Source organism: Eikenella sp., from assembly GCF_057315495.1.
In genome coordinates this window covers 1-13,777 of sequence record NZ_DBHKXY010000016.1, presented here as the reverse complement: position 1 = coordinate 13,777, position 13,777 = coordinate 1, and the positions used below count along the sequence as shown (strand labels likewise).

Sequence of the window (13,777 nt, the reverse complement as noted above, 5' to 3'; positions counted from 1 at the left end):
GATCCTTTCTTATCTTTCGGTATTGTTTTGGCGATGCACGCATTATAACAGCAGGCTACCTGAAAATTTGGCAGCGCTGTTTTTCAGGTAGCCTTTGCCGTATCGGCGGGGATACGGATAGGGCTAAACCAAACCCTGCCGCAGCTGCGCCAAGGTGGCGGGGCGGGTTTCCAAGTTTTCCGGCGACACGGCACGCACGTCGGCGCGGGCGGTGAATTGTACCAATGCGCTTTGGTTGTCGGGGCTGAGGTGGGGCTGCAAATCAGGCAGGCGGTATTGCATAAACACCAAGGCCATGCCCAGCGCAAGGTGGGCGACATCGCTGCTGACGGCATCCAGCTGCGGGGCGGCGGCCAGGCCTCGGCTGCAGGCGGCACGGGCGCGTTCGGTGAGCGGGTGGTCGGGGGTGTTTTCGGCTTTGAATTTTTGCAGGCCGAAGAGTTTCACCAGCTGGTCGAGCAGGGAGAAGGCAAAGGCGGCGGTGGCGGTTTGTTCGGCAGTACGCAGGGGGTGGCCGAGCAGGAAGTCCAAAATAAACGGGCTGTTGCCGATGACGGTGCCGCTATCGGTTTGCAGCACGGGCACTTGGGAGAATGGGTTGAGGGCTTGGAGCTCGGCGGGGTTTTCCCAAGGATTGGTGTAGGCAATGGCGAAATCAAGATCATGCCGCGGGAGGGCGGCGAGCAGGACAAGGCGGCCGTAGGGGGAAGTGGGGCTGGTGTAGAGTTTCATGGGTTTCCTTCGTTTTGATTACAGTTTGTTTTAACTTCGGTACAGCTAGGTTTTAACTTCGCAGAAACTCAGCTTCCTTCGGAAGCTTCGTTTTCAGGTAGCCTTATCCGGCGGCGGCAGCAATGGCGGCCTGCTGGTGCTGCAGTAGTTCGGCAATGCCTTTTTGGCCAAGCGCGAGCAGTTGGGTGAGTGCGGCGGGGCTGAAGGCGGCACCTTCGGCAGTGCCTTGAATTTCGATGATGTTGCCGGAGGCGGTCATTACGAGGTTGATGTCGCTGTCGCAACCAGAGTCTTCGGGGTAGTCCAAATCGAGCAGGGGCACGCCGCCGACGATGCCAAGCGATATGGCGGCCACAGCTTCGCGAATCGGGTTGTGTGCGAGTTTGCCTGTAGCAATCAGTTTGCTTATGGCCAGATGCAGGGCGACGTATGCGCCGGTGATGCTGGCGGTGCGGGTACCGCCGTCGGCTTGGATCACGTCGCAGTCGATCAGGATTTGGCGTTCGCCCAGCCGGCTCAAATCCACAGCAGCACGTAAGGAACGGCCGATCAGGCGTTGGATTTCCTGGGTACGACCGGATTGCTTGCCCTGGGCGGCTTCGCGGCGCATGCGGCTGGCGGTGGAGGCGGGAAGCATGCCGTATTCGGCGGTTACCCAACCTTGGTTTTTGCCGCGCAGAAAGGGCGGGACGGATTCGTCGATGCTGGCGGTGCAGATCACTTTGGTGTTGCCGCAGGCAATCAGGACAGAGCCGTCGGCATGGGGTAGGAAATGCGGGGTGATGCTGATATTGCGCAGTTGGTCGGGCGCGCGGCCGGTACGGATGGAGGCTGGGGACATGGTGTTCTCGCTATGTAGATGGGGGTTGGGCCTTGGTTTGGTAGAAACCTCGCTACGCTTCCTCTTCGTTGCTGCTCGGGTTTTCAGGTAGCCTCACGTTAGCCGGGGATGATTATACCGCCGGATGGCTCGCATTGCTTGGGAATACAGGCGCGGGTGGCTGGAATAGCTTTGATTTCAGCTATATAATCTAGCCATTCCAGCCCAAAAGGCTACCTGAAACCCCCGCCGGCCTGCACACCATGTCTGATTTAATCGTTTTCAACAAGCCCTATGGGGTTATCTGCCAATTCAGCCCGCACGAGAAACACCGCTCGCTGAAAGAGTTTATCGGGCTACCCGATGTTTACCCAGCCGGGCGGTTGGATACCGACAGCGAAGGCCTGCTGCTGCTCACGGCCGACGGCCGCCTGCAAGCCAAAATTGCCGACCCGCGCCACAAAACGGTGAAAACCTATTGGGCGCAGCTCGAAGGCAGCCCGGACGAAGCAAAACTGGATTTATTGCGGCACGGCGTAGATTTGGGCGATTTCGTTACCCGCCCGGCGCAGATCAGGCTACCTGAAAAATCGGAAACCGACCGCCTGTGGCCGCGTGTGCCGCCGATTCGGGTGCGCAAGAGTGTGCCGGATTTTTGGTTGGAAATCCGCATCAGCGAAGGTAAAAACCGCCAAGTACGCCGCATGACGGCCAAGGCGGGCTATCCCTGCCTGCGGTTGGTGCGTGTGGGCATCGGTCGGCTGGATTTGTGGCAGCTGGATTTGGCCCCGGGTCAATGGCGGCCTGCACCGTGTTTGCCCTAGCTCAATATTCGGCGTAATGGCCGTACTCTCGGTATGCCGTTTGCTTGGCATTTGTCTAATTGAATAACACGAGGTTTGATATGACAGATTTATCCCAGCAGTTGGCGCAGTGGCAGCATACTGCCCGTTTCCGTTTCCCCCTTTTAATCAAACCACGCGCGGAAGACAGCCATAAAGGCACTTTCGGCACGGTGGCTGTAGTGGGCAGCGCGGCCGGCATGTCCGGCGCCGGCGTGCTGGCGGCCAGCGCGGCCTTGAAAGGCGGGGCGGGCAAAGTGTGGCTCGGGTTTGCGCAAAACAGCCTGCCGATACCGTATCTGCCTAATTATCCGGAAATCATGATCACCACTGCCGCTCAGCTGGTGCAGCGGCGCGACATCAGCGTTTACGCTATTGGCTGCGGCTTGGGCATGAGCGATGCCTCGCGCCAGCTGTTGGAGCAGACCACGGCGGCGGCCATCCATACCGATGCGCCGCTGCTGCTGGATGCCGATGCGCTGAACCTGCTGGCGCTAGAGACTATGTTCCTGCCCAATAATGTGGTGCTCACGCCTCATCCGCTGGAAGCGGCACGCCTGCTGGGTATTACAGTGGAAGAGGTGCAGGGTAACCGCTACTTGGCGGCCTCTAATATTGCCGAGCGCTACGGCAGCTATGTGGTGCTCAAAGGTGCGAAAACCTTGGTGTGCACGCCAGACGGGCGGATTGTGTATGAAAACGACAGCGGCAACCCCGGCTTGGCCACCGCCGGCAGTGGCGACGTATTGAGCGGGCTGATGGCCGCCCTGCTGGCGCAGCATCTGCCCATGCAAGATGCGGCCTGTGCGGCGGTGTGGATGCATGGCACGGCGGCAGAGCTGCTCGCTGCCCGAGGCATCGGCCCCATCGGCCTGACGGCGGGCGAGATTGCCGATGCGGTGCGCGAACTGCGCAATCTGGCTGCGGGTTAAACTGAATCGTCGGCTTGCTACAAGCATAATTGCAGCGATAGAAAGGCTACCTGAAAGTTTCAGGTAGCCTTTATCGTATTTATGCAAGGCATCAGTTTGCTCATACTCTATCGGCGCAAGAAGGTGGAACGAATGCAACCTAACAAACCAAGATTTCCTAGCATTATAAAAACATCCAAGCCGCCCTTCCCTGCTATCACTCAGCCGAAGCCAAATAGAAATAGCAAAAGGCTACCTGAAACTTTCAAGTAGCCTTCAAGCGGCAAAATCAATCAGTTTTCATCCCGATCCAATTTCTGCGAGCCATGCTGTATTGGGTATTTACGTTGCAGCACTTGCAGATATTGGCGGTAGAACGCTTCAGTATTGCGTCCGGCAACTTGTTGGCGCAGCTCCGGCAGCTGCTGTTTGCTGTTTTCCGGCAGGCTGATGGCGCGTACTTCCACCACGGCGGCGTTGCCGTTGGGCAGGGTAATCACTGCATAGCCGGGTTTGCCGTTTTGCGGATGGGCTTTCACAATGGCGGCAAAGTTTTGCAAGCCAACAGCTTGTTGCAGCTGGGCGGCACCAGCTTTTTCCGGATTGCTCCATTGTAGGTTATCCACTGCTTTGCCAGCCTGCAGATTGCTCAGAGCTTGGGCAGCAGCGGCTTGTGCCAGCTTGGCGCTTTCCACAGCCACATAATCCTTACGCACCGCTTCCTTGGCTTCTTCAAAGCTCTGATTGCGGGCTTTGCTCACATCGGTGGCGCGCAGCACGCGCAATACGCCATTGCCCATATCCAATACTTCGGAATTGTGGCGGCGCTCGATTACCTCGGCGCTGAACATGGCTTCCTGCACGGCCTGCGGCAGATTGGCGGCGGCCGCTTCGGGCTGGCTTAGCCACTCTTCGTGTTTCTGCAGCGGCAGCTTCATTTCCTGCGCTACTTTTTGCAGGCTGTCCGGGTGGTCGAAGGCCAGTTGTGCCAACTGTTCGCGTGCATTGCCCAAGGCTTGGGCGGCTTTGCGCTGACGCACGCTCTCTTCCAGCTGGGCCTTCACGCTCTCAAACGGCGGTTTGGCTTCGCTGGCGGCGGTGGGCAAATTGCGGTAGGCCTCTTGCAATTCTTGTGCGCTAACGGTTTGCTGTTTGGCCAGCTCTTCCACGTTCAAATCGACAAACTCAAGCTTCACGGCCAAAGGCAGGGCATATTTGGCTTTGTTGGCTTCAAAATAGCTGCGTAAGGCGGCATCGATGGGCTGTACTTTGCTGGCAAAATCGGTCGCATTGAATGGCGCAGTACGCAACTCACGCTCGCTGCCGGTAAGGGCAAGGATTTGGTTAGCTTGGCTGTCGCTAACGATATTGCCATTGCTCAACAGGCTGATAAGGGTTTGGCGACGATACTGGCTGCGCATTTCCTCAATCAGCCGCTCTTCGGTAATCCCCCTTTGGCGCAGATAGGCTTGAAACTGCTCGGGGCTGAATTGGCCGTTAACTTGAAATGAAGGATCGCGCGTAATCACGCCCTTGATTTGCTCAATAGAAAGCTCGCCAACGCCCAGCTCTGCCGCACCCTGATCAAAATAGGCTTGCTGCACCAGGGATTGGTAAACGTCGTCTTTGCTGATGGGTTGGTCGCTATGGCGTGGTGCTTCCCTCAGCAGTTCCTGCACTTGCTCGGCAGTGATGTGGGTGTTGCCGATTTTGCTGATATAGCTGCTGTGCATACCCGAAGTGAGGGTTTGGGCACCGAATCCCACAAAGGTAACAGTAATCAGCCCAAGGAGCACTTGAGACAGGCGGCGGTGTTTTTCGACGATGGCAAACATAAAAATAAAAAGGAAATGTGGTGAAAATTAAATGTGGTATTGTAACGGTTCTGCGGGTGGCGGGCTATAGTGAATTAACATTACTTGCGCGATAGCTATAGTGTGGCTTTGCTATGTGCTGTTGTCCGCTGCCTTGTATTGGAAACAGATTTAATCCGCTACTATGATTACAGACAGCTTTTTATCGTCCGAATCTTCTGCTGCCCCGCCAGGCATAAAAGGCTACCTGAAAACATAGACAAGAAAAAAGACAGGCGGGAAAGCCTGTCTTTTTCCATTTATGCAAGAAGGTGCGGTTTACAGCGCGTCTTTCAACGCCTTACCTGCACGGAATTTCGGAGATTTGGCAGCCGGAATAATCAGTTCTTTACCGGTTTGCGGGTTGCGGCCTTTGCGTTCAGCGCGTTCGCCCACGTAGAAAGTGCCGAAGCCAACCAGAGTTACGGTGTCGCCTTTTTTCAGAGCGGTGGTAACAGCCTTGGTAAAGCCATCCAGTGCCTTGCCGGCAGCAGCCTTGGAAATGTCAGCTTCCTTAGCAATCGCTTCAATCAATTCAGACTTGTTCACGTTAAGTCCCTTTCTAGTTGAGGAGTAATGAAGAATCGGCCGATTGTGGTCGGCACCAATGCGTTTGTCTGCAACAGGCTGCTTTATAGCAAGTTCAAAATCATCGGTCAAGCAAATAAACGGCTGGAAAGCAGCTATTTTCAGCCAAAGCGGCAGGTTTGCGCCTTTCACACAACACAGCCTGCCGCTTTTCGCCTTAATGCTTGGTGGCGCGGCCACCGGATTTTGTCGGGGTTTTCGGCTTGGCCGCGGGCACGTCCTGCCAAGGTTGCGGCTGATATTCCAGGCCAAAGGAGAGCACTTCGTCAATCCAGCGCACCGGATGGATTTCCAGCCCTTCTTTCACGTTTTGCGGAATTTCTTCCAAATCTTTCACGTTTTCCTGCGGAATCAGCACATGCTTGATGCCGCCGCGCAGGGCAGCCAGCAGTTTTTCCTTCAAACCGCCGATAGGCAGCACTTCGCCGCGCAGTGTGATTTCACCGGTCATGGCCACGTCGGCGCGCACTGGGATGCCGGTGAGCGAGGACACGATGGCCAGCGTCATACCAATGCCGGCGCTGGGGCCGTCTTTAGGTGTGGCACCTTCGGGAACGTGCACATGGATATCGGTTTTCTCGTAGAAATCTGGTGCAATGCCTAACACTTCGGCACGCGAACGTACCACGCTCCAAGCGGCCGAAATAGATTCCTGCATCACATCGCCCAGTTTGCCGGTGCGCAGGATATTGCCTTTACCTTTGAGTGCGACGGCTTCGATGGTGAGCAGCTCGCCGCCGACTTCCGTCCACGCCAGGCCGGTAACCTGGCCGACACGGTTTTCATTTTCGGCCACGCCGTAATCGAAACGACGCACACCGAGGTATTCGTGCAGGTTGGCGGCATCCACCACCACGATTTGTGGCGCAGCAGCGCGTTTGGCGCCGGCTTTTTTATCTTGCTCCAATACCTGCTTCATCACCACCTTACGGCAGATTTTGGCGATTTCGCGATCAAGCGAGCGCACGCCGGCTTCGCGGGTGTAGTAGCGGATGATGTCGCGTACAGCACTTTCTTGAATATCGATTTCGCCTTTTTTCACCCCGTTGCGCTCAATCTGCTTGGGCACAAGATATTGCATGGCAATATTCACCTTCTCGTCTTCGGTGTAGCCGGAGAGTCGGATAATTTCCATGCGGTCGAGCAGCGCGGGCGGGATGTCCATGCTGTTGGAAGTGGCAAGGAACATCACGTTGCTCAGGTCGAAATCCACTTCCACATAGTGGTCGGCAAAGGAGTGGTTTTGCTCCGGATCGAGCACTTCCAAAAGCGCACTGGCCGGATCGCCACGGAAATCGCGGCCAAGCTTGTCGATTTCGTCCAGCAGGAACAGCGGGTTGTTCACACCGGCTTTAATCATGTTTTGGATGATTTTGCCCGGCATCGAACCGATATAGGTACGGCGGTGGCCGCGGATTTCGCTCTCGTCATGGATGCCGCCCAAAGCCATGCGCACGTATTTACGGCCGGTGGCTTTGGCAATGGATTGGCCGAGCGAGGTTTTACCCACGCCGGGCGGACCCACCAAGCACAGAATCGGGCCTTTGAGCTTGTTCATGCGTTTTTGCACCGCCAAGTATTCCAAAATGCGCTCTTTCACCTTTTCCAGGCCATAGTGGTCGGCATTGAGCACCAAATCGGCCTGCACAATATCTTTGCTGACCTTGCTTTTCTTCTTCCACGGGATGTCTACCAGCGTTTCGATATAGTTGCGCACCACGGAAGACTCGGCCGACATCGGCGGCATCATGCGCAGCTTTTTCATTTCGCCCAGCGCTTTTTCTTCCGCTTCCTTGCTCATGCCGGCTTCGCGCACCTGCTGTTCGAGTTGGTCGAGCTCTTCGCGCTCATCGCCCTCGCCCAACTCTTTCTGAATCGCTTTTACTTGCTCGTTTAGATAATAGTCGCGCTGGGATTTTTCCATCTGCCGTTTCACCCGGCCGCGGATGCGTTTTTCCACCTGCAAAATATCTAGCTCGGCTTCCAGCTGGCCGAGCAGGTGTTCCATACGTTCGGCCACGTCGATGATTTCCAAAATCTCCTGCCGCTGCTCCAACTTGAGCTGCAAGTGGGCGGCAATGGTGTCCACCAGGCGGCTGTGGTCGGTGATGCCGTGAATGGTGCCGGCCACTTCGCCGGGGATTTTCTTGTTGAGCTTGATGAACTGGTCGAACTGCGCCAAAAGCGTGCGGCGCAGGGCTTCGTAGTCGTGGCCGTCGGTATTTTCTTCGGCAGCCAGCACTTCAATTTCGGCTTGGAAATAGTCGCCGCCGTCGTTCACGGCCAATGCGCGGGCGCGCTGCATGCCTTCCACCAGCACTTTCACCGTGCCGTCGGGCAATTTCAGCACTTGCAGGATATTGGCAAGCGTGCCGATCATGTGCAAATCGTCTGTGCCGGGGTCTTCGTTGGCCGGATTTTTCTGCGCCAAAAGGAACACCGGCCCATCTTGCTCGATGGCGGCATCCAGCGCGGCAATCGATTTGGGGCGGCCAACAAACAGCGGCAGCACCATATGCGGATACACCACCACGTCACGCAGCGGCAACATCGGCAGGGTGCGGGTTTCAGCGGGATTATGCTGGGATTGGGTCATTATCTTCTCGGTTATTGTTTTCAGTTGAATAGGATGGCTAATAAAGCCTCATTGCCCGGCAAATTGGGGGCAGGCAAGCACATTTCAAGCATTCGGCGGCGTTTAGTGTGTAAAAGGCTACCTGAAAACAGGCTGCCGTTTCCATTTCGTTGCAGCTGCGCTTTCAGGTAGCCTTTGGCTTGATACTGATGAAATGCGCCAAGCCAAAGTTGCCGCCGCCAGCTGCTTCTGTCTATACTGCCTCCCGTCTCCCATTCCCGCCCGCACCAGCCGGCAAACGCCATGACTACCCCTACCCTCATCTGGCAAGGCATCCCTACCGAGCAAGAGCTTACCGCCGCCATCTCCCAGCATCCCCGCGCGGCCTGCATTTTTCTCAGCGACGATTTTTCAGGTAGCCTCCATGAGCCCGATAAAGGCTACCTGAAAAGTTGTGCCGCCTCTGCTGCCAACTTTATCCCCGCCGATGCCAACCCGCTGCAACGCGATATTTATCTGCTGCCCGCAGCCGCGGCCGCCGAGTTGGCACAATACGGTTTCGGCGAACCGGTTTGGCAAAACAGTCCATCTGTGCCGCAACAGGCTAGCCCAAGCAAACCCTGGCAAATCGCGCCGCCGCCCATCCCTGTGGAACGCGTGCTGATTATCGGCGGCGGCATTGCCGGCGCGGCCACCGCCCACGCCCTAGCCCGACGCGGTATCAGCAGCCTAATCCTCGAGCAAAACGACCAGCCCGCCCGCTCCGCCTCCGGCAACCGGCAAGGCCTGCTCTACGCCAAAATCTCTGCCCACCCCACCCTGCAAACCCGCCTCCTGCTCGGCAGCTACGGTTACAGCCGCCGCCTGCTCGAACACCTTCTGCCCAATAGCCCGGATTGGCAAGCCTGCGGCGTGCTGCACCTCAACCACAATCAGAGCGAAACCCGCCGCAACCGCGAGCTGGCCGAGCAACGCGCCAACCGTCATCTTTATTACGCCGTCAGCCCAGCCGAAGCCGAATCACTCTCCGGCATCCCGCTTAGCGAGCAAAGCGGTCTGTTCTGGCCGCAAGGAGCGTGGCTCAACCCGCCATCCTTCGCCGCCGCCCTGCTCGAATCACCTCGTATCCGAGTGCTCACCCGCCATCATCTCACCGGCCTGCAACGCCACGGCAACGAATGGCAGCTGGCGGTGGATACGCCGCAAGGCATGCAGACTTTTTCAGGTAGCCACATCGTGTTCTGCTGCGGCGCCGAGCAATTGGCCGATATCCTGCCCGAAGCCCTGCCGCTGCAATTCATCCGCGGCCAAACCAGCCTGGCCGATGCTTCGCCTCTCAGCCGCCGGTTGCGCTGCGCCCTAAGCGCCGATGCCTATATTTCGCCGGAGTATCGTCATCAGCACTGTTTCGGTGCCAGCTTCGTGCCCAACGAGCAAAGCAGTGAGTTGCGTGCTGCAGAAGACGACGGCAATCACGCCAAACTGGCGCAACTCTCGTCCGAACTGGCTGCCGCCCTGCCCGCCTACCAGTCCGGCCATGCCGCCGTGCGCGCCGACTGCTACGACCACCTGCCCGCCGTTGGCGCATTGGGCGACTGGGTGGCGATGCGCGTGCAATACGCCAAACTCGCCCACGATAAAAACTACCGCCTGCCCGACCTGCCATGCCCCCACCTGCCCGGCCTGTTTGTGAACAGCGGGCACGGCAGCCGCGGCCTGGCCACCGCCCCGCTGTGCGGCGAACTCATCGCCGCGCAAATGCTCGGCCAGCCGCTGCCCGCCGAACCCGAAGTAGCCGCCGCCCTCGCCCCCAACCGCCTGCTGATTCGCCGCATTATCCATCGGCAAACTTAAAGACTGCAGGCTACCTGAAAAGCCATAGCAGGTGGATTGTGTTTCCGCTGCGCCAGTTTGATTTGCCTAAGCCCAAGGCTACGTGTAATGCCTGACAGCTTTGCGAAAAGCATTCTTAGTGAAGGAATAAAGCAATGTAGTATCAAGCATTTGAATTTTACGACCGACACCCTCCTGCCTCGCCGGACGACATTACCGCATTCCGCACCCCTTTGCCCGAAGCCGAACGCGCCAACGCATTAAACTATCTCGAACCTTACTCAATACAGCTCAGTGCCACCGGATATTGCCTGCCAGCCCACTTTTATATCCCCAACGAACTGATGCAGCTTTGGCAATATTCTGTGCACGGCGGCATCACGGGCAATGGGCAGGATTTTGGCTACTTCTCACCGGCAGAAACTGTATCTTATTATTTTGGCTATCAGTTCTGGTATTACGCGCCCAATTTGCTGCCGATTGCATTCGATGGCGGTGGCGTGTTCTATTGTTACGACTTTGGGCAATCCGGCCCTTTAATTGTGATGAAAGACTCAGGCTCGGATGACCTGGGCGTTCCTGTTGGCAACAGCCTTGCTGACGTGCTGGCTCAAGAGTTGGACTACTGAATAGCAATCCAATCCAGCGCAACAGGCTACCTGAAACCTCAAACCAACCAAACCCACACGAAAACACATCATGCCCAACCGCACCCTCCTCCTCGACCACCCGCAGCCGCTGCTCGATCAGCTGCATGCGCGTTCCAGCAGCAGCGAAATGCACGGCGGCAACAGCGTGCAGCTCTTGCAAGACAGCCGCGAAAACTTTCCCGCCTGGCTGGAAGCGGTGGCGGCGGCCGAGCATTATGTGCTGATTGAAATGTATATTTTTGCCGCCAACGATTTCGGCGTGCGGCTACGCGATTTGCTGGTGGAAAAATGCCGCCAGGGCGTGAGTGTGGTGCTGGTGTACGACTGGATCGGCAGCCTGTGGCCGTCGGTGTGCCGCTTTTTTGAGCCGCTCAAGCAGGCCGGCGCGCAAGTGGTGGCCTACAACCCGCCGGGTTTTACCAGCGGTATCGGCCTGCTCTCGCGCAACCACCGCAAATCCTTCGTAATCGACGGCCACACTGCCTTCGTGAGCGGATTGTGTGTGTCTTCCGCCTGGGAAGGCAATCCGGCCACAGGCGTGGCGCCGTGGCGCGATACCGGGCTGAAGCTGCAGGGGCCGGTGGTGGCCGAAGTGGTACAGGCTTTGTCCGACACGCTGCGCTCGCAAGGCGAAAGGCTAACTGAAAACATCACCCCCGATGGCAACACGGCCGCCGGCACGGTGCGCGCCGGCGTGGTGGCCACCACGCCCAGCAACAACAATATGATGCGGCTGGATTTGAACGCGCTGGCGCTGGCGCGGCGCAACCTATGGCTTACCGACGCTTATTTCATGCCTACCCGCCTCTACACCCAAGCCCTGATCAACGCCGCCAACGACGGCGTGGACGTGCGTATCCTAGTGCCGCGCACTTCCGATATCCGCTGGATAGGCCGCGTGTCGCGCATCCGCTACCGCAGCCTTTTGGAGGCCGGTGTGCGTGTGTTTGAATGGGACGGGCCGATGATTCACGCCAAAAGTGCCATTGCCGACGGCCAATGGGCGCGCGTGGGTTCAACCAATCTCAATTTCTCCAGCTGGTATCTCAACCGCGAATTAGACGTGGTCATCGAAGATGCGGTGGTGGTGCACCAGCTGGAGCAGATGTTTCTGCAAGATCTCGCCAATGCCACCGAAATCGTGCTCAACAGCAGCGAACGCCGTGCCGCCCTGCGCCGACGCCACCAGATGCTCTCCAAGCGGCACCGCCGCCAGCGCGCCCAAGCCGCCGCCCGCCAGCTGTTGCAGCTTTCCAGCATGTTTCGCGGCAACTTCTACGGCACGCGCACGGTGGATGAAAACGAAGCCAAATCCTATCTGAGCCTAGGCATCAGTATGCTGGCACTGGCGCTGCTGCTGTGGTTTGTGCCCTATCTGCTGGTGGTGCCGCTGATATTTTTGTTGCTGGCCGGCGGGCTTTCCACCACCGTTCACGCCGTGCGCCAACTGTGGCGCTTCCGCCGCCGCAAACGTTCGGGCAAAACGGATCAATCCGGCTGAAGAGCAAAGCTGCCTTCCACTGGGTAGGAACATTGATTGCCTGTATGCTGTTTAAGTTTTCAGGTAGCCTATGCTGCTACCAAGGCTACCTGAAAAGCTAAGGCTAGCTGAAAGGTGTCTCGACCCAGCCCAAACAGGTTATCCAACTTTCAGGTAGCCTATGCAGTATGATTTAACACACGATAACAAACGTATGGCAAAAACAACGGCACTTACCCGCCAGCCCAATCGGTTTTGCCTGATTTAAATTGACAAAGAGGCTATTGCCTATAGCAATGATTGCTGGCATAGCACGGCAAAATACGCATAAAATAAGGGGCTGTCCTAGATAACTAGGAATATTCAAAATTGATTAAAATATTCCTATGAGAAAAAGTCGCCTCAGCCAGCCCATTCAAAACAAACTGATCGAATTGTTCGTTGCAGGAGCAACTGCCCGTACTGCCGCTGAATTGGCCGGAGTCAATAAAAACACCGCTGCCTACTACTTTCACCGTTTACGCTTGCTTATCTTTCATCGTTGCGAACACCTGGAAATGTTTGATGGCGAAGTAGAAGCAGATGAAAGCTATTTTGGCGGCTGCCGCAAAGGCAAACGCGGTCGCGGGGCAGCCGGCAAAGTGGTGGTATTCGGACTGTTGAAGCGTAACGGTAAGGTTTACACCGTTACCGTAGCCAATACGCAGTCGGCTACCCTGCTGCCGATTATCCGGGAGAAGGTAAGGCCGGACAGCGTGGTTTATACTGATTGCCACAGTGCCTACAATGTATTGGATGTTAGCGAGTTTAACCACTTGCGCATCAATCACCGTACCTGTTTTGCAGACAGGCAAAACCACATTAACGGGATTGAGAACTTCTGGAGTCAGGCCAAACGTCATTTGCGTAAATTCAACGGCATTCCGAAAAAGCATTTCGAGCTGTATTTGAAAGAGTGCGAATGGCGATTTAACAACAATGAAATGAAATCTCAAATTGCCATGTTAAAACAAATGGTAAAAGATAGTTTAACCTAGTTATCTAGGACAGCCCCTAAAATAATCCCGTATGCGATATAGGCTTATTGTTTCTGCTGATTTTTCTGTGGCGATATAAAAGCTACTATAAAATAATTGATAGTAATTTCTATTTAGGCTAGTATGTAAATAGGCAACTGCTTCGCTTTGCCGCCCATTCAACCAAATCAAATTAGGAGAAAACAATGCGTCGATTATTATCCGCATTCTGCCTGCTGGCCGCCCTAGGCCTGGCCGCGCCGGCCTATGCCAAATTCAAAGTAGTCACCACCTTCACCGTAATTCAGGATATCGCCCAAAACGTGGCGGGCGATGCCGCGGTGGTGGAATCGATTACCAAACCGGGCGCGGAAATCCATGATTACCAGCCCACGCCGCAAGACATTGCCAAAGCGCAATCTGCCGATTTGGTGCTGTGGAACGGGCTGAACCTGGAGCGCTGGTTTGAGCGTTTCT

Annotated in this window: 12 protein-coding genes; 7 read left to right on the top strand and 5 right to left on the bottom strand. The window is 56.4% G+C overall.

What is annotated here, in order from left to right; genetic code table 11:
- Window positions 1-123: 123 nt before the first annotated feature.
- Window positions 124-732 carry a glutathione S-transferase family protein gene (locus ACO6EE_RS02445; RefSeq protein ID WP_485958973.1) on the bottom strand — a complete coding sequence of 203 codons (609 nt, stop codon included), beginning with the start codon at window positions 730-732 and terminating at the stop codon, window positions 124-126.
- Window positions 733-835: 103 nt separating this feature from the next.
- Window positions 836-1,573 carry a ribonuclease PH gene (gene rph / locus ACO6EE_RS02440; RefSeq protein ID WP_485958971.1) on the bottom strand — a complete coding sequence of 246 codons (738 nt, stop codon included), beginning with the start codon at window positions 1,571-1,573 and terminating at the stop codon, window positions 836-838.
- A gap of 242 nt (window positions 1,574-1,815) precedes the next feature.
- On the opposite strand from rph, the gene ACO6EE_RS02435 reads away from it, so the two are divergent.
- Window positions 1,816-2,376: a pseudouridine synthase gene (locus ACO6EE_RS02435; RefSeq protein ID WP_126983289.1), complete on the top strand. Its 561-nt coding sequence runs from the start codon at window positions 1,816-1,818 to the stop codon at window positions 2,374-2,376.
- 80 nt (window positions 2,377-2,456) lie between these two features.
- Window positions 2,457-3,326, top strand: coding sequence for an NAD(P)H-hydrate dehydratase (locus ACO6EE_RS02430; protein ID WP_485958969.1), 870 nt, complete (start codon window positions 2,457-2,459; stop codon window positions 3,324-3,326).
- 272 nt (window positions 3,327-3,598) lie between these two features.
- Here ACO6EE_RS02430 and ACO6EE_RS02425 read toward each other — a convergent pair whose 3' ends face one another.
- From ACO6EE_RS02425 to lon, 3 genes are all read right to left on the bottom strand, one after another.
- A complete protein-coding gene (locus ACO6EE_RS02425) occupies window positions 3,599-5,140 on the bottom strand; it encodes a peptidylprolyl isomerase (RefSeq protein ID WP_485958968.1) in 1,542 nt (513 codons plus the stop codon).
- Window positions 5,141-5,437: 297 nt separating this feature from the next.
- Window positions 5,438-5,743, bottom strand: coding sequence for an HU family DNA-binding protein (locus ACO6EE_RS02420; protein ID WP_161802039.1), 306 nt, complete (start codon window positions 5,741-5,743; stop codon window positions 5,438-5,440).
- Window positions 5,744-5,903: 160 nt separating this feature from the next.
- A complete protein-coding gene (lon, locus tag ACO6EE_RS02415; protein WP_485958966.1) occupies window positions 5,904-8,342 on the bottom strand; it encodes an endopeptidase La in 2,439 nt (812 codons plus the stop codon).
- Between the two features lie 282 nt (window positions 8,343-8,624).
- Here lon and mnmC1 point away from each other — a divergent pair, with 282 nt between their 5' ends.
- The 5 genes from mnmC1 to ACO6EE_RS02390 form a co-directional block, all read left to right on the top strand.
- Window positions 8,625-10,175 carry an FAD-dependent 5-carboxymethylaminomethyl-2-thiouridine(34) oxidoreductase MnmC1 gene (mnmC1, locus tag ACO6EE_RS02410; RefSeq protein WP_485958965.1) on the top strand — a complete coding sequence of 517 codons (1,551 nt, stop codon included), beginning with the start codon at window positions 8,625-8,627 and terminating at the stop codon, window positions 10,173-10,175.
- A gap of 212 nt (window positions 10,176-10,387) precedes the next feature.
- On the top strand, window positions 10,388-10,783 hold the full coding sequence (locus tag ACO6EE_RS02405; RefSeq protein WP_485958963.1) for an SMI1/KNR4 family protein: 396 nt from the start codon (window positions 10,388-10,390) through the stop codon (window positions 10,781-10,783).
- Between the two features lie 70 nt (window positions 10,784-10,853).
- Complete coding sequence (locus ACO6EE_RS02400) at window positions 10,854-12,305, top strand: phospholipase D-like domain-containing protein (protein WP_485958962.1); 1,452 nt, start codon at window positions 10,854-10,856, stop codon at window positions 12,303-12,305.
- Between the two features lie 365 nt (window positions 12,306-12,670).
- Complete coding sequence (locus ACO6EE_RS02395) at window positions 12,671-13,321, top strand: IS1595-like element ISEco1 family transposase (RefSeq protein ID WP_153709043.1); 651 nt, start codon at window positions 12,671-12,673, stop codon at window positions 13,319-13,321.
- Window positions 13,322-13,506: 185 nt separating this feature from the next.
- Window positions 13,507-13,777 (top strand): metal ABC transporter solute-binding protein, Zn/Mn family (locus tag ACO6EE_RS02390; protein ID WP_485958961.1); only part of this gene is annotated, 271 nt, incomplete at its 3' end.